The following is a 22,129-nucleotide window of genomic DNA, read 5'->3' on the forward strand; positions in this document are numbered from 1 at the left end:
CCCCTTAGACCCCGTTGGAGGTGAACATGGAGATTCGCGAGGCGCTCACATTTGATGACGTTTTGCTGGTGCCGGCTGCAAGCTCGGTGCTGCCGAGTGAGGCTGATACCTCTACTTTTGTCACCCAAAGCATTCGGATGAACATTCCGCTGCTGTCATCCGCGATGGACACGGTGACCGAAGGCCGGATGGCGATTGCGATGGCGCAGGCGGGCGGTATTGGGGTTATTCACCGCAATCTGGACCTTGAGGCGCAGGCGCGCGAGGTATCTCGGGTCAAGCGGTTTGAAAGCGGCGTGGTGTATCAGCCGATCACTTTGACGCCGGATCAGACCTTGGGCGATGCCAAGCTTTTGATGGAGCGTTATCAGATCACCGGTTTCCCGGTGGTGGATAAAGAGGGCCGGGTTTTGGGCATCGTGACCAACCGTGACATGCGGTTTGCGTCGGATGACAAGACCCCGGTTCATGCGATGATGTCGTTTGAAAATCTGGCGCTGCTGCGTGAGCCGATTGACCGTGATGAGGCGATTTCGCTGATGAAGGCGCGGCGGATTGAAAAGCTGCTGGTGACCGATGGCGCGGGCAAGCTGACCGGGCTGTTGACGCTGAAGGATACCGAGAAATCGGTGCTGAACCCACAGGCCTGCAAGGATGAGATGGGGCGGCTGCGGGTGGCGGCGGCGTCTACTGTTGGCGATGCTGGGTTCGAGCGGTCGATGGCGCTGATCGAGGCCGGGGTGGATATGGTGGTGATTGATACCGCGCATGGCCATTCGGCGGGCGTTGCGCTGGCGGTGGAGCGGATCAAGAAGGCCTCGAACACGGTGCAGGTGGTGGCGGGGAACGTCGCTACGGCGGAAGCCACGCGGGCGCTGATTGGCGCCGGGGCGGATGCGGTGAAGGTCGGGATTGGCCCCGGTTCGATCTGCACGACGCGAATTGTCGCGGGTGTGGGCGTGCCACAACTGACGGCAATCATGGATGCGGCTGGGGCTGCTGGCAATGTGCCTATTATTGCGGACGGTGGGATAAAGTTCTCGGGCGATTTCGCCAAGGCGATTGCGGCGGGGGCCTCTTGCGCGATGGTGGGCTCTGCGATTGCGGGGACGGACGAGTCTCCGGGTGAGTTGATCCTGTTTAACGGGCGGTCTTATAAATCCTACCGTGGCATGGGGTCTTTGGGGGCGATGGCGCGCGGCTCGGCGGATCGCTATTTCCAGAAGGATGCGGCCAGCGATAAGCTGGTGCCGGAAGGTATCGAGGGCCAGGTGCCGTATAAGGGCACGGCGGCGCAGGTTATTCACCAGATGGTTGGGGGCTTGCGGGCGGCGATGGGCTATACTGGCTGTGCGACGGTGGCCGAGATGCGCGCGAACTGTCAGTTCGTGCGAATCACCGGGGCAGGGCTGAAAGAAAGCCATGTGCATGATGTGCAAATCACCCGCGAAAGCCCGAATTATCGGGTCGGTTGAGGTGATTGCATCGACGACAATGGCCCCTTCGTGGGGCCATTTTGCATTCAGGCGCGGGTGCTGAACGCCATATAGATCACGGCGGTGATCACCGCCCAGTAGACGCCGACCAAAACTATGACTGCGGTCACTGCGACAACGGCTGCGGCAAGGATGAAGTAGCCGTCATTGCCCAACAGCCCGAGGGCGGCGATGAGGATGGCCAAGGCGGGCAGGAAATTCCCCAAGGGGATCGGCAGCATCACCAGCACACTCAGCAGCACGCCGATGCCGCCGAGTATCCGCTGGGCGTTCTCGCTGCTCAAGGCAGCCATGCGGGGATGCAGGACGCGCTCGATGCGGGCCAGGTGGGGTTCGGCCTTGGTCAGAAGCGCGAGCAGGTTCGAGCGCAACAGCGAACGATTGGCGATGAAACCGGGCAGCCAGGCCTCGCGGCCCAGCATCATCTGGAAGGTGAGGTACACCAAGGGCAGGCCCGTCACCGCCGAAGTACCCGGCAGGCCGGGCAGCAGGTTGGGCAGCGCGAACAGGATCAGCAGGGTAGCGCGGGCGTGGGTTTTGATCCCGTTCACCAGATCGCCCAGGCTGACGCGCTCGCTGTCACCATTGTGGACAAGCCGCAGCAGTTGTTGAGAAAGCGGGATAGGGTCGGACATGTCACCTCGATGTTGCGGTCAAGATGGGGCGGGCTGGTCGAAATTGCCAGAGGCGGCGGCCTTGGTTGCGGGATTTCCGCGCGCATTGTAGGGAAGGGTTCGATCAAGTGACAGGGACAGCGCCATGACACCGCAAGCAAGGCTTTCCGCCGCGATCGAAGTGCTGGACCGGATTTTGGCAGGCGCTTCGGCCGAGCAGGCGCTGACCAATTGGGGGCGGGCCAGCCGCTTTGCAGGCTCGGGCGACCGAGCGGCACTGCGCGATCTGGTGTTTGACGCCTTGCGATGCAAGCGGTCTTATGCGGCCTTGGGCGGCGCATTAAGCGGGCGCGGGCTGGTCCTTGGTGGGCTGCGGGATCGGGGTTTCGATCCGGCGGAATGGTTCACCGGTGAGGGTCATGCGCCCAGCGTTTTGTGTGATGGCGATACGGGCTTCACGCCCGCAGGTAATGTGGCCTTGGATTGCCCCGAGTGGTTGGCCGAACCGTTGCAGGCCGCCTTGGGTGCGGATTTTGCGGCCGTGATGCAGGCGCTGCGGCGGCGCGCCCCGGTGTTTTTGCGGGTGAATTTGGCAAAAGCATCCGTTGCGCAGGCCATGTCAACTTTGGCAGCCGAGGGAATTGTCTGTCAGTTAAACCAACTTGCAAAGACTGCCTTGGAAGTCACAGATAATGCAAGGAAAATACAGAATTCTCAAGCCTATCTTGGCGGCTTGGTCGAGTTGCAGGATGCCGCCAGCCAAGCGGTCATTGAGGCCTTGCCCTTGGCGGATGGTCAACGCGTTCTGGATTATTGCAGCGGCGGCGGTGGCAAGGCCTTGGCGATGGCCGCACAGGCGCAGGTGAAACTGGTGGCGCATGATGCCGATCCGCGACGGATGCGTGATATTCCGGCACGGGCGGCGCGGGCCGGGGTGAGTATAGCAGTTACAGAAACCCAAGATATTGGAAAGGGTTATGATCTGATCCTCACAGATGTGCCCTGTTCTGGATCGGGCAGCTGGCGCCGTGATCCGCAGGGAAAATGGGCGCTGACTGAGGCGCGGCTCACCGCGTTGTGTCAGATTCAGGCCGATATTCTCGACCGCGCAGCGGGGCTTTTGGGCCCGACTGGCACGTTGGCCTATGCCACCTGCTCGATGCTGGGCGCCGAGAATGAGCATCAGATCGCAGCTTTTCTGGAACGCCATCGAGGTTGGAGCAACCCCTTGCAGCGCCGCTTTTCGCCCTTGCAGGGCGCGGACGGGTTTTTTGTGGCGCTGTTGACGCGTGAAGCATGACTTTATACACAAATTGGGCGGGATTTTCGCTTTGTAAGTGATGCGGTTAAGCCAGCCTTAACACTTTGCCAGCCAAATGAACGGAAACGAATCCCGGATCGGAGGGCGCAGTGACCAGTTCGACGACAAGTTTGGCTAAGGTCTTTGCGCCCAGCAAGAACAAGCAATTTGGCCTTTGGGCGATGATTGCCGCTGCAAGTTGTTGTGCCCTAGGCATCATGATGTCGTCGCAACTTGTGACGCAGCTGATGTTTTTGGCGGCTGGACTGACCTTTGTCGCGCTGGCGATGCTGCAACAAGGCGCTGGCTGGTGGGCTGCGCGCGCTCAAAAGCGGCTTGAGGCGCAACTGATCGCCCTAGTGGGCCTTGATGCAGTGCCCTGTTTTACCTCGGATATACAGGGCCAGATCGGATTTCAGAACGCGGCAGCCGCGCAACGCTTTGGGGCGATGCCAGGGGCCACGCTTATGTCAGCCCTGAAGGACCATTTTGCAGCCCCTGCAGCGGTGCTGTATCGGTTGCAGGCGCGGGCCAGCCACAGCGGTTCTGCGCGCGAAGATGTGGCGACAAGGCGGGGGCATCTGCGCCTGTCAGTGCATCGGTTGACGCAGGTGCGCTATTTATGGCGACTGGAAGAATTTCAGGACCGCGCGGCGGCGGGGCGTGGGGCGGAAATGCTCAGTCTGCCGATGCTGACGGCCAACAAGGCCGGGGTGGTGTTGTTCACCAATGAGGCGATGCGCAGGCTGCTAGGCGGGCGACCAAAGCGGTTGGACCGGGTGTTCACCTCCCCCATCCTGCATTCCGGGGAAGAGGTTGAGGTGTCAGCGGCAACCGGCCCAGTGCGCGCGATTCTCGCCGAGGTTGAAGGTTTGGGTGAGCGGCGCGAGATCTACCTGCTGCCGGTGGCGCGGCGCGCGAGTGATGACAGCATGTCGGCGGATTTTGAGCATGTGCCGGTAGCGTTGCTGAAATTTGAGACAGATGGGGCTTTGCGACAGGCCAACAAGGCGGCGCGCGATCTGCTGCATCTCGATGGTGCGCCCGAGATGCTGCATGATTTGTTCGAAGGACTAGGCCGCCCGGTGTCGGATTGGCTTTCAGATGTGGTGAACGAGCGGATTGTCGGCGGTGCCGAGGTGTTGTGCGCACGCCGTCTTGGGGGGGAGGTATTTTTGCAGGTCACACTGCGCCGCATCGTCGATCAAGGTCGCCCTGGCGTGCTGGCGGTGTTGCAGGACGCCACCGAACTGAAGACGCTGGAGGCGCAGTTTGTGCAAAGCCAGAAAATGCAGGCGATTGGTCAACTTGCAGGCGGGGTTGCACATGATTTCAACAACTTGCTGACGGCGATCTCGGGTCACTGCGATCTGCTGCTGCTGCGCCATAACAGCGGTGATCCGGCCTATGCCGATCTGATCCAGATCCATCAGAACGCCAACCGCGCTGCGGCACTTGTAGGGCAGTTGTTGGCGTTCTCACGCAAACAAACCCTGAAACCCGAACGGATTGAGCTGCAGGATGTGCTGTCAGATCTTGCACATCTGCTTAACCGTCTGGTGGGAGAGCGGGTGCGTTTGCGGCTGACCCATGCCCCCGATCTGGGGCCGATCCGGGCCGACAAGCGTCAGCTAGAGCAGGTGATCATGAATCTGGTGGTTAATGCACGCGATGCGATGCCTGAGGGCGGCACGATTCGGATTGAGACCGAGGCGCTTACCCTGCGTGACGAGATGCGGCGTGACCGCGCAATTGTGCCTGCGGGCGAATATGCCCTGATCCGGGTCAGCGATTCTGGCGTTGGGATGCCGCCAGAGCGGCTGCAGAAGATCTTTGAGCCGTTTTTCACCACAAAGCGCTCGGGAGAAGGCACAGGGCTGGGGCTGTCGACAGCTTACGGCATCGTCAAACAATCCGGCGGGTTTATCTTCGTGGATTCGACTGAGGGCGAGGGTTCGGTGTTCCAACTGTACTTCCCGATCTTTGCCGGAGCGGCATCGGCTGAGATTGCCGCGCCTTTGCCGAAAAAACTCGTGCTGCGACAGGGCGAAGGCGTGGTGTTGCTGGTCGAAGATGAGGCCCCGGTGCGCGCTTTTGCCAGCCGGGCGCTGCGGATGCGCGGCTATACGGTGCTTGAGGCCGAAAATGCCGAAGATGCGCTAAAACAATTGGAAGACCCCGGTCTGGAGGTGGATATTTTCGTCACCGACGTGGTGATGCCAGGCATGGATGGCCCGAGTTGGGTGCGGCAAGCTCTGCGGACGCGCCCGAATGTGAAGGTGATCTTCGTCTCGGGCTATGCCGAAGAGGCGTTGTCGGAAGGCCAGGCGCGGATCCCGAATTCAACCTTCCTGCCGAAACCGTTTTCGCTGAGCGATCTGACTGCAACGGTGCAAGAGCAGTTGCATTGAAACGGCGCGCTGCGAATCCTCGGCAGGCCGCAAAAAAATGTTCTGCTCCTGTTCTGCGGTAATCATTTCTTAATCATGGTGCGAAAAGCTGGGCTTGCGACAATTCGATTGAAATGTTCCCGCTTTACCCCCATACAGGGTAAACAAACGCAGAACATCTTGGGCGATTGCCGCCTGAAGACAACCATGGGATAAGGGCAAAGCAATGGCAGCGGCAAATCTGATCGAGTTGAACGGGAAGCGCGATATGGACAAGGCAAAGGCGCTGGAAAGCGCTCTGGCACAGATTGAACGGCAGTTCGGCAAGGGCTCGATCATGAAGCTCGGCCAAGACAATCCGGTGATGGATATCGAGGCGACCTCGACGGGATCGCTGGGGCTGGATATTGCTTTGGGTATCGGCGGGCTGCCGCAGGGCCGGATTGTCGAGATCTATGGGCCGGAAAGCTCGGGCAAGACCACGCTGACGCTGCATGTGGTGGCGGAACAGCAGAAAAAAGGCGGCGTTTGCGCCTTTGTCGATGCTGAACACGCGCTCGATCCGCAATATGCCAAGAAGCTGGGCGTCAATCTGGATGAGCTGTTGATCAGCCAACCCGATACCGGCGAACAGGCGTTGGAGATTGTCGACACCCTGGTGCGCTCGGGCGCTGTCAGCCTGATCGTGGTCGATTCGGTGGCGGCTTTGGTGCCGAAATCGGAAATCGAAGGCGATATGGGCGATATGCAGATGGGCTCACAGGCGCGTCTGATGTCTCAGGCGATGCGCAAGCTGACAGGCAGCATCGGCAAATCGAACTGCATGGTGATTTTCATCAACCAGATCCGCATGAAAATCGGCGTGATGTTCGGCTCGCCGGAAACCACCACCGGCGGCAATGCGTTGAAATTCTACGCAAGCGTGCGTCTGGACATCCGTCGCACCGGGGCGATCAAGGACCGTGACGAGGTTGTCGGCAACGCGACGCGGGTGAAAGTGGTGAAGAACAAAGTCTCACCGCCTTTCAAGGAAGTCGAATTCGACATCATGTATGGCGAAGGCATTTCCAAGGTGGGCGAATTGGTCGATCTTGGTGTGAAATCCGGCGTGGTTGAGAAATCGGGTAGCTGGTATTCCTATAAGGATGAGCGGATCGGGCAAGGGCGTGAGAACGCCAAAACTTTCCTGAAGCAGAATCCGGCGATGGCGCTGGATATTGAAGACCGGATCCGCGCCGCCAATGGGTTGGATTTCTCGGTCAGCCCGGATGCAGGCCCGGTTCTGGACGATTGATCTTTGATCAAGCGGTTGAAAATGGGGCCGGAAACGTCAAGTTTCCGGCCTTTTTGCTTCGACAGTGGACAGCCCCCGCAGGGGCGGATAAACGGGGCGGAACCAGAGTTTTCCCGCTTTTTGGAGGCCCAAGCCTATGGCTTCGTTGAATGACATCCGCTCGACCTATCTCGATTTTTTTGTGCGCAATGGCCATAAACGGGTGGACAGTTCTCCGCTTGTGCCGCGCAACGATCCGACGCTGATGTTCGCCAATTCGGGCATGGTGCAGTTCAAGAATTGCTTCACCGGGGTGGAAACCCGCGACTACAAACGGGCCACAACGGCGCAGAAATGCGTGCGGGCGGGCGGCAAGCACAATGATCTGGACAATGTCGGCTATACCGCGCGGCATCATACGTTTTTCGAAATGCTGGGCAACTTCAGCTTTGGCGATTACTTCAAGGATCAAGCCATTGCTTTCGCTTGGGAATTGCTGACCAAAGACTTTGGCCTGAACAAAGACAAGCTGCTGGTTACGGTCTATCATACCGATGACGAGGCGGCCTCGATCTGGAAGAAGGTCGCGGGATTGTCGGACGACAAGATCATCCGCATCCCGACCGATGACAATTTCTGGCGGATGGGACCGACCGGGCCTTGCGGGCCGTGCACCGAGATTTTCTACGATCACGGCGATCATATCTGGGGCGGCCCGCCCGGTTCCGCCGAAGAGGATGGCGACCGCTTCATTGAAATCTGGAACAACGTGTTCATGCAGAACGAACAGTTCGCCGATGGCACGATGCGCCCGCTGGACATGCAGTCGATTGATACGGGCATGGGGCTGGAGCGGATTGGTGCGCTGCTGCAGGGCAAGCACGACAATTATGACACGGATTTGATGCGCGCGCTGATCGAGGCTTCGGCGCATGCGACGCATTCCGACCCGGATGGGCCGGGCAAAACCAGCCACCGGGTGATTGCCGACCATTTGCGCTCGACCTCGTTCCTGATCGCCGATGGCGTGATGCCCAGCAATGAGGGCCGTGGTTATGTGCTGCGGCGGATCATGCGTCGCGCGATGCGGCATGCGCATATGCTGGGCGCGCAGGATCCGGTGATGCACCGGTTGGTGCCCGCGCTGGTGCAGCAGATGGGCGCGGCCTACCCAGAGTTGCAACGCGCGCAAAGTCTGATCGAAGAAACCCAACTGCTGGAGGAAACCCGGTTCAAAACCACCTTGGATCGCGGTTTGCGGCTGCTGAATGACGAGTTGGATCGCCTGCCGGAAGGTGGCGAGTTGCCGGGCGGCGTGGCGTTCAAGCTTTACGACACCTATGGCTTCCCGCTGGATCTGACGCAAGATGTGCTGCGTGAAAAGGACCGCGCAGTGGATGTGGCGGGTTTTGACGCCGCCATGCAAGAGCAGAAAACCAAGGCGCGGGCGGCGTGGTCGGGTGCGGGCGGCACGGCGGATGCGAAGATCTGGTTTGAGATCGCCGAGGCGCATGGCGTGACCGAATTCCTCGGCTATGACACCGAAACCGCTGAGGGGCAGATTGACGCGCTGGTGCGCGATGGCGCGCTGGTCGGGTCGGCCGAGGTTGGCAGTTCGGTGCAGATCGTGGTGAATCAGACGCCGTTTTATGCCGAAAGTGGTGGGCAGGTCGGTGATACCGGCTTGATCCGCACCCAGACTGGTTTGGCGGAAGTGACCGATACGCGCAAATCGGCAGGGGTGTTCATGCACATCGCCACCGTGCTGGAGGGCACGATTGTCCGCGGACAACCGGCAAAGCTGGAGGTATCGCACTCGCGGCGCGGGGCGATCCGGGCCAATCACTCGGCAACGCATTTGCTGCACGAGGCGTTGCGGCGGGCGCTGGGGGACCATGTTGCACAGCGCGGGTCGTTGAACGCGGCGGATCGCTTGCGGTTTGACTTTAGCCATTCGGCAGCGATGTCGGAGGCGGAGCAAGGCAGCGTCGAGGCGGAAGTCAATGAATTCATTCGGCAAAACTCGGTTGTCGATACGCGGATCATGACGCCGGATGACGCGCGCGCTTTGGGTGCGCAGGCTCTGTTTGGCGAGAAATATGGCGAGGAAGTGCGGGTTGTCTCGATGGGCCTGCTTGATGGTTCGGGCAAGGGCAGCGAAGGGCGGACCTATTCGCTGGAACTTTGCGGCGGCACCCATGTTGGCCGCACCGGGGATATTGGGGCGTTTGTGCTGTTGTCGGACAGCGCCTCGTCCTCGGGCGTGCGGCGGATTGAGGCTTTGACGGGGCAAGCGGCGCTGGATCATCTGCGCGCGCAGGACCAGCGCTTGGCGACGGTGGCATTGGCGCTGAAAACCCATCCGGGCGATGTGTTGGACCGGGTGAAAGCTCTGCAAGATGAACGTCGGGCGCTGGCCAATGAAGTGGCGCAACTGCGGCGCGAGTTGGCGATGGGCGGCAAGTCAGGTGGGCCGGAGATCAAGGAAATCAACGGGGTAAAGCTGATTGCGCAAGTGCTTTCCGGGGTATCGGGCAAGGATCTGCCGGGGCTGATTGACGACATGAAAGCGCAGATCGGCTCGGGTGCGATTGTGCTGATTGCCGATACCGGGGCGAAACCTGCGGTGGCGGCGGGGGTGACGGCGGATCTGGTGGCGCGGATTTCGGCGGTGACTTTGGCGAAAGCGGCTGTCGCGGCCTTGGGCGGTAAGGGTGGCGGTGGTCGCCCGGATATGGCGCAGGGTGGCGGCGCGGATATCGCGCTGGCGGATGCAGCGATTGCGGCGGTGCATGCCGCTTTGGAGGTGTGAGATGGCGACGGCACTTTGGATTGCGCATGTTGAGGTGATCGACGCCGAGGCTTACGGCAAATATGCCGTGTTGGCGGGGCCGGTTTTGGCCTCGTTTGGTGGGAAATTCCTCGCCAGATCAGGGCGTTATGTGCAGCTTGAGGGCAATGACCGCGCCCGCAATGTGGTGGCGCGGTTCCCCAGTGTTGAGGCGGCGGTGGAATGCTATCATTCCGACGCCTATCAAGCGGCGCTGCTGCACGCCAAGGGCGCGTCACACCGCGATCTGGTGGTGGTGGAGGAGTTGGGCGAATAATGTCTCGCCTAACGTAAATCTTGCGGAAAAATGTGCTGCAATAGATGCGGTTTATGGTATGTTTTCCTTAAGAGGCCAGTCAGGTCCGGGAATGTGAGGGCAGAACATGTGCCGTTGGGCAGCTTACGCGGGCGCGCCGATCTTTTTGGATGAGATCATCAGCCGTCCGGGACATTCGTTGATCCACCAAAGCCATGGTGCGACGCAGTGCCATTCGTCGATCAACGCCGATGGTTTTGGTGTGGCCTGGTATGGTGATCGAGCTGAGCCGGGGCTTTACCGCGATGTCTTGCCCGCTTGGAGTGACCCGAACTTGCGTAGCCTGACCGCGCAGGTGAAATCGGGGCTGTTTTTGGCGCATGTGCGGGCCTCGACCGGCACCGCGACCAGCCGCAACAACTGTCATCCGTTTGTGCATGGGATCTGGTCGTTCATGCATAATGGTCAGGTCGGCGGTTATGAGCAGTTTCGCCGCGATGCCGATATGATGATCCCCGATGGGTTTTATGCGGCGCGCAAGGGCGCGACCGATTCCGAAGCGCTGTTTCTGGTGGCTTTGGCGGAGGGCCTTGACGCCGATCCGCGTGGGGCGTTGGAACGGGCTTCGGCGCGGTTCATTGCGGTGGCACGCGCCAAGGGGGCAGCCCCGCATCTGCGGATGACGGCGGCTTTGTCGGACGGCAAGCGGCTTTATGCAGTGCGCTATGCCACGGATGATGCCGCCCCCAGCCTGTATTACCGCTGGTCTGACACACGCGGCGGTATGGCGGTGGTGTCGGAACCTTTGGAGGCGGAGGAGGGCGGTTGGAACCAGATTGCCTCAAACACCTTCTGCACCTTTGATGGTACAGACGTGCGGGTGGAAGCGTTTATGCCCTGCAAGCTGGTGGATCAGTATCAGCAGAGTGCGGCGTCGGATCTGGCGGCGGAGTGAGGCGGCAGCCTATTTGAGCTTGCCGCTTGCCACGAGATCCGCCAGCACATGATCCGGCTGGGTGGCGGGGGCGTCGAAATTCTCAAAATACTGCATGTTCCGCGAGCCATCCCGGTCAATCTTGCTGGCGGCACCACGGGTCATTTTGTAGGTCTGAAAGTAATCCAGACTTTGAATCGGGTAGTGATTGAGGTGAAACCTCTCATTGTCTGACACGGTGCGTTCAGAGCGCGCGCCATTTAACACATGCACTCCAATGGTTTGCGCCGATTTTATCACCGAGGTGCGGCACATGTATTTGCGCCCGGTATGGAAGTGCAGTTTCGGGTTGCGCAGCGTAAAAGCCTGCCGGATGCTGGCGGGGTGTTTGATCAAGCCGCTGCTGCCAAACATCCGCCAGTTGCCATAAATCACGTCGATATCGCGATAATCCTTGAACTGGTCGGAAATCTTCTCGCCGGTGGGGCAATACCAGAACTCGTCAAGGTCGGCGATGATCAGCCATTGGCACCGGCGCGCGATCTTGAACTCGTTAAAGGCTGTCCAGTAATGCCGCCTTTGACGATGCGGCTGGGGATATTCGACCAGTTCAACAACGCCTTTGGCGACCCAAGCCTTGGCTTTGGCAACGCTGTCATCGGTGCTGCCATTGTCGATCAGAAAGATTTTCCCGGCACCCACCGAGAGGTAGTGCTGCACCCATTCGTCAATGTTCACGCCCTCATTTTTCATGATGCCGAGCACGCCCAAGGTGAATTCATGCGCCGCTTTGGCGGCACGGTCAGCACGCCGCCGCTCGATACGCAACCGGTTCCATGTGCGGAGCTTGTTTGTCAGATTAACCAGCAACTTCGACATCCCTGTGAACGGTCTCAGAGGGATTTTTATACGCGAAGACAAAGCGCACGACAATATTCAGCGCTTTAAAGATGAACCTGTGGGGCATGAAAAAACCCGCCTTTCGGCGGGTCTTTGTGGTTCAGGCCGAGCGCGAGTTGCGTTTGCGTTCGTTCGGATCAAGGAAGCGTTTGCGCATCCGCACCGATTTCGGCGTGACTTCGACCAATTCATCGTCGTCGATGTAGGCGATGCACTGTTCCAGCGAAAGCTTGACCGGGGTGGTCAGGCGGACGGCTTCATCCGTGCCCGACGCGCGCACGTTGGTCAGCTGTTTGCCCTTCAGCGGGTTCACTTCCAGATCATTGTCACGGCTGTGTTCACCGATGATCATGCCGGTGTAGACGGGTTCCTGCACGCCAATGAAGAAGTGGCCGCGATCTTCCAGTTTCCACATCGCATAGGCGACCGAAATCCCGGATTCCATCGAGATCAGAACGCCTTGACGACGGCCCTCGATAGCGCCCTTGTGCGGTGCCCAATCGTGGAACACGCGGTTCAAAACGCCAGTGCCACGGGTGTCGGTCATGAACTGACCGTGATAGCCGATCAGACCGCGCGACGGCACATGGGCGATGATGCGGGTTTTGCCTGCGCCTGCCGGTTTCATCTCAACCAGATCGCCCTTGCGCGGGCCGGTCAGCTTTTCGATCACAGCGCCGGTGTATTCATCATCAACGTCGATGGTGACTTCTTCGATCGGCTCGGATTTCACACCGTCAACGTCTTTGAACAGCACGCGCGGGCGGCTGATCGAAAGCTCGAAGCCCTCACGACGCATGTTTTCGATCAACACGCCCATTTGCAATTCGCCACGACCGGCAACCTCGAAGGCGTCGCCGCCGGGGGTGTCGGTGACTTTGATCGCGACGTTGATCTCGGCTTCTTTCATCAGACGCTCGCGGATGACGCGCGACTGAACCTTTGAGCCTTCTTTGCCAGCCAAGGGGCTGTCATTGATGCCGAAGGTGATCGAGATTGTCGGCGGATCAATCGGTTGTGCCGGGATCGCGGTTTCGATTTCCAGCGCGCAGAGCGTGTCAGCCACGGTGGCTTTGGTCATGCCCGCGAGGGTGACGATATCACCAGCCTCGGCGGCATCAATCGGGGTCATCACAAGGCCACGGTAAGCGAGGACTTTCGAGACGCGGAACTGCTCCAGCTTTTCGCCATCGCGCGACAGGGCCTTGATGGTTTCGCCAGCTTTCAGGGTGCCTGCTTCGACACGGCCGGTCAGGATGCGGCCGATGAACGGGTCAGCCGACAAGGTGGTCGCCAGCATTTGGAACGGTTCAGCGCGGCGGGCGATTTGTTTGGGTTCCGGCACATGCTTGATCACCAGATCATAAAGTGCGGTCAGATCCTTGCGCGGGCCGTCAAGTTCAACGTCAGCCCAGCCAGAGCGGCCCGACGCATAGAGCACCGGGAAATCAAGCTGGTCATCATCGGCGCCAAGGTTGGCGAACAGATCGAAGACTTCGTTCAGTGCGCGGGACGGTTCGGCGTCGTGCTTGTCGACCTTGTTCAGCACCACGATCGGGCGGAGGCCCAAGGCCAGCGCCTTCGAGGTCACGAATTTGGTTTGCGGCATCGGGCCTTCGGCGGCGTCGACCAGCAGCACCACACCGTCAACCATCGACAGAATGCGTTCGACTTCGCCACCAAAGTCGGCGTGGCCGGGGGTGTCGACGATGTTGATGCGCGCGCCGCCCCATTCAAGGCTGGTGCATTTCGCAAGGATGGTGATGCCACGCTCGCGTTCAATGTCGTTGCTGTCCATCGCGCGCTCGGCGACGGCTTGGTTGTCGCGGAACGAACCGGACTGTTTCAGCAACTCGTCTACGAGGGTGGTCTTGCCATGGTCGACGTGCGCGATAATGGCGATGTTGCGAAGCTCCATCGGGGAGGTCTCTTTCTTTTGTCAGCTTTGGCGCGGCGATAGCCTAGATAGGCCGGAAAGGCCAGAGGAACCTTGTCAGGTTGCGATGTATCGGTCGCGGCGGTGGTTGATTGCGAGGAAAATGTTGAAAACGGCGGCGCCGAGGAACGACCAGCCCAAGATATGCCAATCAAGAAACAGCAATGAGACAGCGAACAGCACGGCGTCGAATATAAGTTGTGCGTAGCCCGCCTGGAACCCGGTGCGGTCTTGCAGGATCAGCCAGAGGATCGAGATGCCGCCAAAGCTGCCACCGTGGCGGACGACGGCAAGGGCTGCGATGCCGAACAGGATGCCGAACAGAATGGCGGCGAAGGCGGGCTGGATGTGCGCGAAGGACAGCCAGCGCGGCAGGATGGCGATGGCGAGCGACAGTAAAGCGACGCAGAGGAAGGTTTTCAGGGTGAAGGCCAGCCCCATGCGTTTGTAGCCGAACCACAGGAACGGCAGTGAGATGGCGAAATACACCGCCGAGAACGGCCAGCCGGTGAGATAGCTGATCAGCGCGGCGACCCCGGTGGTTTGGCCGGCGATGAAGCCCATGTAGGTGAGGATGTGCATGCCGACCGCAGCCATGCAGACCCCAAAGGCGATGCCTTGGGCGTCTTCAATGGCGGAATGGCGGCTGGAGGGGCTCATGCCGCCGCGTAGCATGCGGGGTGCGTCTAAGTCAATAATGCTGACCTATAATCGCCATAGGAAAAAGGCCCGGAGCAATCGTCCGGGCCTTTGTCGCTTAGCCTTGCAGGGCTTTGTTCAGATACTCGTCAACCTTTTCCAGATAGCCCATCGTGGTCAGCCATTTCTGATCGGGGCCGACCAGCAAAGCCAGATCCTTGGTCATCCAGCCATCTTCGACCGCATCAACGGTGACCTTTTCCAGCGTCGAGGCAAAGCGCATCAGTTGCTCGTTGCTGTCGAGTTTCGCGCGGTGCTTCAGACCACCGGTCCAGGCGAAGATCGAGGCGATCGAGTTGGTCGAGGTCGCCTTGCCTTTCTGATGCTCGCGGAAGTGGCGGGTGACGGTGCCATGGGCGGCTTCAGCCTCAACGGTTTGACCATCGGGTGTCATCAGGATCGAGGTCATCAGGCCGAGCGAGACGAAGCCTTGTGCGACGGTATCCGACTGCACGTCACCATCGTAGTTTTTGCAGGCCCAGACATAGCCGCCCGACCATTTCATCGCGGAAGCCACCATATCGTCGATCAGGCGGTGTTCGTAATGGATGCCCTTGGCCTTGAATTGATCTTCAAATTCCTCGGCATAGACTTTTGCGAAGATGTCTTTGAAGCGGCCGTCATAGGCTTTCAGGATGGTGTTCTTGGTCGACAGATACACCGGCCAGCCTTTCAGCAAGCCATAGTTGAACGATGAGCGCGCGAAGTCGTGGATAGAGTCGTCAAGGTTATACATGCCCATGTAAACGCCCGAGGACGGCGCGTTATAGACTTCTTTCTCGATCACTGTGCCATCGTCGCCGACGAATTTCATCGTCAGTTTGCCAGCACCGGGGAAGCGGAAATCGGTGGCTTTGTATTGATCGCCAAAGGCATGACGGCCAACCACAATCGGCTGGGTCCAGCCGGGGACCAGACGGGGGACGTTTTTGCAGATGATCGGCTCGCGGAAGATCACGCCGCCAAGGATGTTGCGGATGGTGCCGTTCGGCGATTTCCACATTTGCTTGAGGTTGAATTCCTCAACCCGCTGCTCATCCGGGGTGATCGTGGCGCATTTGACGCCGACACCGTATTTCTGGATCGCATGGGCGGAATCGATGGTGATCTGGTCATTGGTGCGATCACGCTCTTCGATGCCCAGATCGTAATATTTCAGATCAATGTCGAGGTAGGGCAGGATCAGCTTTTGCTTGATGAAGTCCCAGATGATCCGGGTCATCTCGTCGCCGTCGAGTTCGACGACGGGGTTCGCTACCTTAATCTTGGTCATGTCGGCCCCTTATGGTTGGTTGTGCTTGTGCAGGGTTTAGGTGAAATTCGTGTGAAAGGGAAGATGGTATGCGACGGTATACCGAAATGTCGCGGCTTATTTGAAGAAGCTGTGCGTCTTTTCGCGCACCCAATCCCACAGGCGCGGCGCACCCTTGGCGATTTTGCTGCCAACACGAGATTCCAGCTGCTCAGGCGTGACGTTGTAGGTGATCCAAGTGCCGCCGCCGGATTGCAGGTTGGCCATCACGGGCTGCACGCGGTCGAGGGATTTGGCGAAGATGGCGTCGGGGGTTTCGGCCGCTTCAAATTCGTCCCAAATCGCGCGGAGATCAGAGCGGAGGTCATCGGGGAGCAGGCCGAAGATCCGATCCGCGGCGCGGGATTCGGCGGCTTGGGTGTCGGTGCTGGCGTGCGCCAGACCGTTGGCAGAATGGATCGGCACGTCGCCAACGTCGATTTCCACCAGATCGTGCACCAGCAGCATCTTGATCACGCGGGAAATGTCGACGCCGGGGGCGGCTTGATCGGCCAGCACCAGCGCGTAAAGCGCCAGATGCCAGCTATGTTCACCAGAATTCTCAACCCGCGAGCCATCGCACAAGGTGGTGGCGCGCAGCACGGATTTCAGGCGATCTGCCTCATTCAGAAACGCAAATTGCGCTTCCAGCCGCGCATCCCTGGCATTGGCGCTCAATGGCCGCTCTGCATATGCGGGCCGGGCGGTGGGGCGGTGCCGTCGCGCTTGGCTTTCAGCAAAGCCTCGACGAATTTGCGCCCGCGCTGCTCGGCAACACGGACGCGGTAGGCGGTCAAGAACGCCTCTTGCATGGTGGGCGAGGCATCCAGCAGCACTTTGGAGACCTTATCCGGCAAGCGGTGGTCGTCGAGTTCTTCCATTGCGGCGATCACGTCACGCGCCAGCGCATCGCCCATATCCTCGACGACGCCCATTTAGCGGGTCACTTCCGTCAGACGACGCTTCACATAGCCCGAGACGGTGTTGATCATCGGCTTCATATGCGCTTCTTCATCCTTAAAGAAGTGATCGGCGCCTTCCACTTGCGTGTGGGTAATGGTGATGCCCTTCTGCTCGTGCAGTTTGTTCACGAGGTTGATGGTATCTTTCGGCGGTGCCACCTTGTCTGCGGTGCCGTTGATGATTAGACCGGAAGCCGGGCAGGGTGCGAGGAAGCTGAAATCATACAGGTTCGCCGGAGGGGCGACCGAGATGAAGCCAGTGATTTCCGGGCGGCGCATCAGCAGTTGCATGCCGATCCACGCGCCAAAGCTAAACCCGGCCACCCAGCAATGCTTGGCGTTCTGGTTCATCGATTGCAGATAGTCGAGCGCAGAGGCCGCATCCGACAGCTCGCCAATGCCCATGTCATATTCGCCCTGCGAACGCCCGACACCGCGGAAGTTGAACCGCATCACGGTGAAGCCAAGGTTATAGAACGCATAGTGCAGGTTATAGACAACCTTGTTGTTCATCGTGCCGCCGTAAGCCGGATGCGGGTGCAGCACGATGGCGATGGGGGCATCGCGCTCTTTCTGCGGATGGTAACGGCCTTCGAGGCGGCCTTCTGGGCCGGCGAAAATAACTTCGGGCATGTAAGCTCCGTGCCTGTTTTCTGAACGAATTGTTGACGAATTCGCTCGGATATACTAGAACCATTCTAAAGCGGTTGAAGCCGCTCATGGACTGGGGTTGAGTTAAGCGGACGCACCCCCGACGTCAATGGAAAGTCACGCAATTGGGTGGGTGCTGCGTATGAAACTATCGACCAAGGGACGTTACGCGATGGTGGCGCTGGCCGATCTGGCGCTGGCAGAGGCAAAATCGACCGCTGAATTGATGTCACTGGCGGCGATTGCCAAGCGGCAGGATCTGTCGTTGCCCTATCTGGAGCAGTTGTTCGTCAAACTGCGCCGCGCCGGGCTGGTCGAAGCGGTGCGCGGGCCGGGCGGCGGCTATCGCTTGGCTCGCAGCCCGGATTCGATCCGGATTTCCGAGGTAATGGAAGCGGTTGAGGAGAACGTCGATGCGATGCATTCGGGCGCCGGGGCGTCTGGTGGCGTGTCGGGCAGCCGGGCGCAAAGCCTGACCAATCGGCTGTGGGAGGGGCTTTCGGCGCATGTTTATGTGTTTTTGCACCAGACCCGGCTGTCGGATGTGATCGGCAACGTGATGACGCCATGCCCTGCGGTGCCCGCGCTGTTCCGTGTGGTGGATGTGGTGGACGAATGAGCCGGATTTACCTCGATTGGAACGCGACCACGCCGCTGCGCCCTGAATCGCGCGCGGCGATGATTGCGGCGATGGAGGTAGTGGGCAACCCGTCTTCGGTGCATGCCGAGGGGAGGGCGGCCAAGGCAATGATGGAACGGGCGCGCAGCAAGATCGCAAGCGCACTCGGGGCCGAGGGTGCGGATATCGTGTTCACCTCGGGTGCCACCGAAGCGGCGGCTTTGGCCTGCGCCGGGCGTGGGCTGAGATGTGCGGCGGTGGAACATGAGGCGGTTTCGGCTTGGTGTGAGGATGGTTTGGCGGTGGATGCGGATGGTCGGGTGACGGTGATGGATCCGGCGCGCAGCGCGCTACAACTGGCCAATTCGGAAACCGGGGTGGTGCAGGATTTGCCAGCCGGTCTGGCAGTTTCTGATCTGACGCAAGGCTTTGGCAAGCTGCCGTTGGCGTTCAACTGGCTCGGCTGCGAGATGGGGCTGATCGCGGCGCACAAGCTGGGTGGGCCGAAGGGCGTGGGCGCCTTGGTGCTGCGGCGGGGGCTGGATGTGGCCTCGCAGTTGAAGGGCGGCGGGCAGGAAATGGGGCGGCGGGCGGGCACCGAAAATTTGATCGGCATCGCCGGGTTTGCGGCGGCGGCAGAGGCTGCGGCACGCGATCTGGCGGATGGGGTTTGGGACCGTGTGGCTGAAATTAGAAATATTCTAGATTCAGCATTGTCCGCCATGGGATTTGAGATTATTTCAGTCGGGAATAAAGTGAAACGTTTGCCGAACACGCTGAACCTGATTGCCCCCGGCTGGAAGGGTGAGACGCAGGTGATGGCGATGGATCTGGCGGGATTTGCGATCTCAGCAGGCTCGGCTTGTTCCAGCGGCAAGGTGCGGGCCAGTCGGGTGCTGAAGGCGATGGGCTACGGTGACGAGGCGGCGGGTCAGGCGATCCGCATCTCGCTGGGGCCAGATGTGACAGAGACCCAAGTGCTGCGCTTTGCTGAAGCGTGGGCGCGGGATTATAAGCGGATACGTTCGCGCGTTGCGTGAACTTTTGGCGGCAACGCCTTGGGATATAAGGAATATGACGATGGCCGAACAGGATCTGGAAGTGCGCGACGGCGTGGACCGCGAGACCATTGAGACCGTCCACGCGATGTCTGGCACCTATAAATACGGCTGGTCGACCGAGATCGAGATGGATTATGCGCCGAAAGGCGTATCGGAAGACATCGTGCGGCTGATTTCCTCGAAAAACGAGGAACCCGAGTGGATGCTGGAATGGCGTCTGGCGGCCTATCGCCGCTGGGTGCAGATGGAAGAACCGCGTTGGGCGATGCTGAACTACCCCAAGATCGACTATCAGGATCAGTATTACTACGCCAAACCGAAAAGCATGGCGGTAAAGCCGAAGTCTTTGGACGAGGTCGATCCGAAGATTCTGGCGACCTATAAAAAGCTTGGCATCCCTTTGAAAGAGCAGCTTATTCTGGCTGGCGTCGAAGGTGCTGAAACCATGGGCGAGCGCAAGGTTGCGGTTGATGCGGTGTTCGATTCTGTGTCGGTGGGCACCACGTTCAAGGCGGAACTGGCGAAAGCCGGGGTGATTTTCTGCTCGATTTCCGAAGCGATCAAGGATCACCCGGATCTGGTGAAGAAATACATCGGATCGGTGGTGCCGCAGTCGGATAACTTCTTTGCGACGCTGAATTCAGCGGTGTTTTCCGATGGCTCGTTTGTCTACATCCCGCCGGGCACCCGCTGCCCGATGGAGCTTTCGACCTATTTCCGTATCAATGCCGAGAACACCGGGCAGTTTGAGCGCACGCTGATCATTGCCGATAAAGGCAGCTATGTCAGCTACTTGGAGGGCTGCACTGCCCCAAAACGTGACACCAATCAGTTGCATGCGGCGGTGGTCGAACTGGTGATTTTGGAAGATGCCGAGGTGAAATACTCGACGGTGCAGAACTGGTATCCGGGCGATGAGAACGGCCTTGGCGGGATCTATAACTTCGTGACCAAACGCGCCGATTGTCGGGGTGATCGGGCGAAGGTGATGTGGACGCAGGTGGAAACCGGAAGCGCCATCACCTGGAAGTACCCATCCTGCATTCTGCGTGGCGATGACAGCCAAGGTGAGTTCTACTCGATCGCGATTGCCAACAACGCGCAGCAGGCGGATACCGGCACCAAGATGGTGCATTTGGGCAAGCGCACGAAATCGCGTATTGTTTCCAAGGGTATATCGGCGGGCAGGGCGCAGAATACCTATCGTGGGCTGGTGTCGATGCACCCAAAAGCCACCGACAGCCGCAACTATACCCAGTGCGACAGCCTGCTGATCGGCGATAAATGCGGCGCGCATACGGTGCCGTATATCGAGGTGAAGAACAATTCCAGCCGGGTGGAGCACGAGGCGACGACCAGCAAAGTGGACGACGATCAACTGTTCTATTGCCGCTCGCGCGGGATGGATGAGGAAGAAGCGGTGGCTTTGGTGGTGAACGGCTTCTGCAAAGAAGTGCTGCAGGCGCTGCCGATGGAATTTGCGATGGAAGCGCAGAGTCTGGTCGCGATTTCACTGGAAGGATCGGTTGGGTGAAGAACAATCGGCGCAACGCAGAGCCGGGGCAGTACCTTGGTTCGGTCACAATCACGCCGGATTGCCGGGTTGTGCGCACGGTGATCTGGGGGCAGCCGGTGTATTTCACCCTGACCAATCCAAAAGACGTGATTCAGCGCAAACACCAAAGCGGCGAATTCTACGAGCCTGAAGAGCTTGAGATCATTCGGCGCTGGTGCCCGCCGGGCGCAGTATTCGCTGATATTGGCGCAAACATAGGTAATCACTCGCTTTTCGCGCTGAAATTCCTACATGTCGCGCGACTGATCCCGTTCGAGCCGAACCCGGTGGCGATTGATATCCTGACCTCGAATCTGGCGCTGAACGGCGAGTTGCACCGCTGTGATCTGACGCATCTGGGCTTTGGTCTTTCGGATATGGCGCAGGCCGGATTGCAGATTGAGTTGGATCAACCCAACAAAAACCTTGGCGGCGGGCGCTTGGTTGAGGGCGGCGATCTGGCGGTGATCCGGGGCGATGATGCTTTGGCCGGAACCCATGTCGATTTCATCAAGATCGACGTTGAGGGCATGGAAATGCGTGTGCTGCGCGGCCTTGCGCAGACCATCGCGGCCAGCCGACCGGTGTTTTTCATCGAAGTCGATGAAGCAAATCGCGCCGAATTCCTCGCTTGGGTCGCTGAGGCAGGCTATGCCGTGCGCGCCACCTATCGCCGTTATGCGGTGAATGAAAACTTCCTGCTGGTGCCGTCTGAAAAGGCGCACCAAGACACCGAAACGCCAAGATGACCCAAACTACCATCACCCGTCCCGTTCTGACTCTGCCCGCTGATGAAGAAGCGGCGGTGCGGCAGCACTATGGCCGGGCGCGGGTGATCTTGGAATATGGCTCGGGCGGCTCCACCGTGATCGCAGCGGAACTGCCGGGCAAGCGGATTTTTTCGGTGGAAAGCGATGTGAAATGGTTGGCAGGGATGCAGAGCTATTTTGACACCAACAAGACCGCTTCGCCCGTGGTCATGCACCACGGCAAGGTCGGGCGAACCAAGGCCTGGGGCTTTCCTCAAAGCGAAGAACATTTCCGGAAGTGGCCGAGATATCCTTTGTCTGTCTGGGACTTGCCCGAATTTGTTCATCCGAATGTCGTTCTGATTGACGGCCGTTTCCGTGCGGCCTGCTTCCTGTCTGTGCTGTTCAAAATCACTCAACCCACCACCGTGTTGTGGGATGATTACATCGACAGACCCGCCTATCACGAGGTCGAAGCGCTGGCCAAACCGTTTGAAATGATCGGTCGCATGGCGCGTTTTGAGCTGACCCCGACACCCATTCCAGCCGATCGGCTGTTGTGGATTTTGCAAACCTATTTGCGCGTCAATTGACGCGCCCTGCCTGAAGGAAA

General features: G+C 59.4%; 20 protein-coding genes. 12 read left to right on the forward strand and 8 right to left on the reverse strand.

Annotated features, from left to right (window positions below; translation table 11 throughout):
* Nucleotides 1–26: 26 nt before the first annotated feature.
* On the forward strand, nucleotides 27–1,475 hold the full coding sequence (guaB, locus tag U1A24_RS17840; protein WP_322323331.1) for an IMP dehydrogenase: 1,449 nt from the start codon (nucleotides 27–29) through the stop codon (nucleotides 1,473–1,475).
* Between the two features lie 47 nt (nucleotides 1,476–1,522).
* Here the strand turns inward: guaB and U1A24_RS17845 are convergent, their stop codons facing one another.
* Nucleotides 1,523–2,131, reverse strand: coding sequence for an exopolysaccharide biosynthesis protein (locus U1A24_RS17845; RefSeq protein WP_322323332.1), 609 nt, complete (start codon nucleotides 2,129–2,131; stop codon nucleotides 1,523–1,525).
* A 124-nt stretch (nucleotides 2,132–2,255) separates the two neighbouring features.
* On the opposite strand from U1A24_RS17845, the gene U1A24_RS17850 reads away from it, so the two are divergent.
* From U1A24_RS17850 to U1A24_RS17875, 6 genes are all read left to right on the forward strand, one after another.
* Nucleotides 2,256–3,410, forward strand: coding sequence for an RsmB/NOP family class I SAM-dependent RNA methyltransferase (locus U1A24_RS17850; RefSeq protein ID WP_322323333.1), 1,155 nt, complete (start codon nucleotides 2,256–2,258; stop codon nucleotides 3,408–3,410).
* Nucleotides 3,411–3,631: 221 nt separating this feature from the next.
* Complete coding sequence (locus U1A24_RS17855; protein WP_322323334.1) at nucleotides 3,632–5,821, forward strand: ATP-binding protein; 2,190 nt, start codon at nucleotides 3,632–3,634, stop codon at nucleotides 5,819–5,821.
* Between the two features lie 205 nt (nucleotides 5,822–6,026).
* Complete coding sequence (recA, locus tag U1A24_RS17860; RefSeq protein ID WP_322323335.1) at nucleotides 6,027–7,094, forward strand: recombinase RecA; 1,068 nt, start codon at nucleotides 6,027–6,029, stop codon at nucleotides 7,092–7,094.
* A gap of 136 nt (nucleotides 7,095–7,230) precedes the next feature.
* The gene (gene alaS / locus U1A24_RS17865; protein WP_322323336.1) at nucleotides 7,231–9,885 is read left to right on the forward strand and encodes an alanine--tRNA ligase; all 2,655 of its coding nucleotides are present in this window, start codon (nucleotides 7,231–7,233) and stop codon (nucleotides 9,883–9,885) included.
* A 1-nt stretch (nucleotide 9,886) separates the two neighbouring features.
* Complete coding sequence (locus U1A24_RS17870; protein ID WP_322323337.1) at nucleotides 9,887–10,180, forward strand: DUF1330 domain-containing protein; 294 nt, start codon at nucleotides 9,887–9,889, stop codon at nucleotides 10,178–10,180.
* Between the two features lie 106 nt (nucleotides 10,181–10,286).
* Nucleotides 10,287–11,114 carry a class II glutamine amidotransferase gene (locus U1A24_RS17875; protein ID WP_322323338.1) on the forward strand — a complete coding sequence of 276 codons (828 nt, stop codon included), beginning with the start codon at nucleotides 10,287–10,289 and terminating at the stop codon, nucleotides 11,112–11,114.
* 9 nt (nucleotides 11,115–11,123) lie between these two features.
* Here U1A24_RS17875 and U1A24_RS17880 read toward each other — a convergent pair whose 3' ends face one another.
* From U1A24_RS17880 to U1A24_RS17910, 7 genes are all read right to left on the reverse strand, one after another.
* Nucleotides 11,124–11,972, reverse strand: a complete 849-nt coding sequence (locus U1A24_RS17880; RefSeq protein ID WP_322323339.1) for a glycosyltransferase family 2 protein — start codon at nucleotides 11,970–11,972, stop codon at nucleotides 11,124–11,126.
* A gap of 121 nt (nucleotides 11,973–12,093) precedes the next feature.
* Nucleotides 12,094–13,911 (reverse strand): translational GTPase TypA, encoded by a 1,818-nt coding sequence (typA, locus tag U1A24_RS17885; protein ID WP_322323340.1) that lies wholly within the window; start codon nucleotides 13,909–13,911, stop codon nucleotides 12,094–12,096.
* Between the two features lie 75 nt (nucleotides 13,912–13,986).
* Nucleotides 13,987–14,589 (reverse strand): YitT family protein, encoded by a 603-nt coding sequence (locus tag U1A24_RS17890; RefSeq protein WP_322323341.1) that lies wholly within the window; start codon nucleotides 14,587–14,589, stop codon nucleotides 13,987–13,989.
* Between the two features lie 97 nt (nucleotides 14,590–14,686).
* On the reverse strand, nucleotides 14,687–15,901 hold the full coding sequence (locus U1A24_RS17895) for an NADP-dependent isocitrate dehydrogenase (RefSeq protein WP_322323342.1): 1,215 nt from the start codon (nucleotides 15,899–15,901) through the stop codon (nucleotides 14,687–14,689).
* Nucleotides 15,902–15,997: 96 nt separating this feature from the next.
* Nucleotides 15,998–16,597, reverse strand: a complete 600-nt coding sequence (locus U1A24_RS17900; protein WP_322323343.1) for an HD domain-containing protein — start codon at nucleotides 16,595–16,597, stop codon at nucleotides 15,998–16,000.
* Entirely contained in the window at nucleotides 16,594–16,854 is a 261-nt protein-coding gene (locus U1A24_RS17905; RefSeq protein ID WP_322323344.1) for a hypothetical protein, read from the reverse strand. Before U1A24_RS17905 ends, U1A24_RS17900 begins: the two co-directional genes overlap by 4 nt.
* Nucleotides 16,855–17,514, reverse strand: a complete 660-nt coding sequence (locus U1A24_RS17910; protein WP_322323345.1) for an alpha/beta hydrolase — start codon at nucleotides 17,512–17,514, stop codon at nucleotides 16,855–16,857.
* 160 nt (nucleotides 17,515–17,674) lie between these two features.
* Here U1A24_RS17910 and U1A24_RS17915 point away from each other — a divergent pair, with 160 nt between their 5' ends.
* Genes U1A24_RS17915 through U1A24_RS17935 form a run of 5 tightly spaced genes read left to right on the forward strand, consistent with a single transcriptional unit; the run spans nucleotide 17,675 to nucleotide 22,109 of the window.
* Entirely contained in the window at nucleotides 17,675–18,151 is a 477-nt protein-coding gene (locus U1A24_RS17915; RefSeq protein ID WP_322323346.1) for an Rrf2 family transcriptional regulator, read from the forward strand.
* On the forward strand, nucleotides 18,148–19,191 hold the full coding sequence (locus tag U1A24_RS17920) for a cysteine desulfurase family protein (RefSeq protein WP_322323347.1): 1,044 nt from the start codon (nucleotides 18,148–18,150) through the stop codon (nucleotides 19,189–19,191). Before U1A24_RS17915 ends, U1A24_RS17920 begins: the two co-directional genes overlap by 4 nt.
* A 40-nt stretch (nucleotides 19,192–19,231) precedes the next feature.
* Nucleotides 19,232–20,746: a Fe-S cluster assembly protein SufB gene (gene sufB, locus U1A24_RS17925; protein ID WP_416173504.1), complete on the forward strand. Its 1,515-nt coding sequence runs from the start codon at nucleotides 19,232–19,234 to the stop codon at nucleotides 20,744–20,746.
* Nucleotides 20,743–21,516, forward strand: coding sequence for an FkbM family methyltransferase (locus tag U1A24_RS17930; RefSeq protein ID WP_322323349.1), 774 nt, complete (start codon nucleotides 20,743–20,745; stop codon nucleotides 21,514–21,516). Before sufB ends, U1A24_RS17930 begins: the two co-directional genes overlap by 4 nt.
* Nucleotides 21,513–22,109 carry a hypothetical protein gene (locus tag U1A24_RS17935; protein ID WP_322323350.1) on the forward strand — a complete coding sequence of 199 codons (597 nt, stop codon included), beginning with the start codon at nucleotides 21,513–21,515 and terminating at the stop codon, nucleotides 22,107–22,109. The genes U1A24_RS17930 and U1A24_RS17935 overlap by 4 nt, the downstream gene beginning before the upstream one ends.
* Nucleotides 22,110–22,129: the final 20 nt, after the last annotated feature.

It is taken from the genome of Cypionkella sp. (assembly GCF_034376685.1).
Lineage (GTDB): Bacteria > Pseudomonadota > Alphaproteobacteria > Rhodobacterales > Rhodobacteraceae > Cypionkella.

Excerpts from the sequence above, each read along its gene's own strand:
- U1A24_RS17855 (WP_322323334.1), top strand. The coding sequence starts at position 3,632 with ATGTCGTCGCAACTTGTGACGCAGCTGATGTTTTTGGCGGCTGGACTG.
- U1A24_RS17920 (WP_322323347.1), top strand. The coding sequence starts at position 18,148 with ATGAGCCGGATTTACCTCGATTGGAACGCGACCACGCCGCTGCGCCCT.
- U1A24_RS17915 (WP_322323346.1), top strand. The coding sequence starts at position 17,675 with ATGAAACTATCGACCAAGGGACGTTACGCGATGGTGGCGCTGGCCGAT.
- U1A24_RS17910 (WP_322323345.1), bottom strand. The coding sequence starts at position 17,514 with ATGCCCGAAGTTATTTTCGCCGGCCCAGAAGGCCGCCTCGAAGGCCGT.
- U1A24_RS17880 (WP_322323339.1), bottom strand. The coding sequence starts at position 11,972 with ATGTCGAAGTTGCTGGTTAATCTGACAAACAAGCTCCGCACATGGAAC.
- sufB (WP_416173504.1), top strand. The coding sequence starts at position 19,232 with ATGGCCGAACAGGATCTGGAAGTGCGCGACGGCGTGGACCGCGAGACC.
- U1A24_RS17875 (WP_322323338.1), top strand. The coding sequence starts at position 10,287 with ATGTGCCGTTGGGCAGCTTACGCGGGCGCGCCGATCTTTTTGGATGAG.
- U1A24_RS17845 (WP_322323332.1), bottom strand. The coding sequence starts at position 2,131 with ATGTCCGACCCTATCCCGCTTTCTCAACAACTGCTGCGGCTTGTCCAC.
- U1A24_RS17905 (WP_322323344.1), bottom strand. The coding sequence starts at position 16,854 with ATGGGCGTCGTCGAGGATATGGGCGATGCGCTGGCGCGTGACGTGATC.
- alaS (WP_322323336.1), top strand. The coding sequence starts at position 7,231 with ATGGCTTCGTTGAATGACATCCGCTCGACCTATCTCGATTTTTTTGTG.
- U1A24_RS17850 (WP_322323333.1), top strand. The coding sequence starts at position 2,256 with ATGACACCGCAAGCAAGGCTTTCCGCCGCGATCGAAGTGCTGGACCGG.
- guaB (WP_322323331.1), top strand. The coding sequence starts at position 27 with ATGGAGATTCGCGAGGCGCTCACATTTGATGACGTTTTGCTGGTGCCG.
- U1A24_RS17895 (WP_322323342.1), bottom strand. The coding sequence starts at position 15,901 with ATGACCAAGATTAAGGTAGCGAACCCCGTCGTCGAACTCGACGGCGAC.
- recA (WP_322323335.1), top strand. The coding sequence starts at position 6,027 with ATGGCAGCGGCAAATCTGATCGAGTTGAACGGGAAGCGCGATATGGAC.
- typA (WP_322323340.1), bottom strand. The coding sequence starts at position 13,911 with ATGGAGCTTCGCAACATCGCCATTATCGCGCACGTCGACCATGGCAAG.
- U1A24_RS17870 (WP_322323337.1), top strand. The coding sequence starts at position 9,887 with ATGGCGACGGCACTTTGGATTGCGCATGTTGAGGTGATCGACGCCGAG.
- U1A24_RS17935 (WP_322323350.1), top strand. The coding sequence starts at position 21,513 with ATGACCCAAACTACCATCACCCGTCCCGTTCTGACTCTGCCCGCTGAT.
- U1A24_RS17890 (WP_322323341.1), bottom strand. The coding sequence starts at position 14,589 with ATGAGCCCCTCCAGCCGCCATTCCGCCATTGAAGACGCCCAAGGCATC.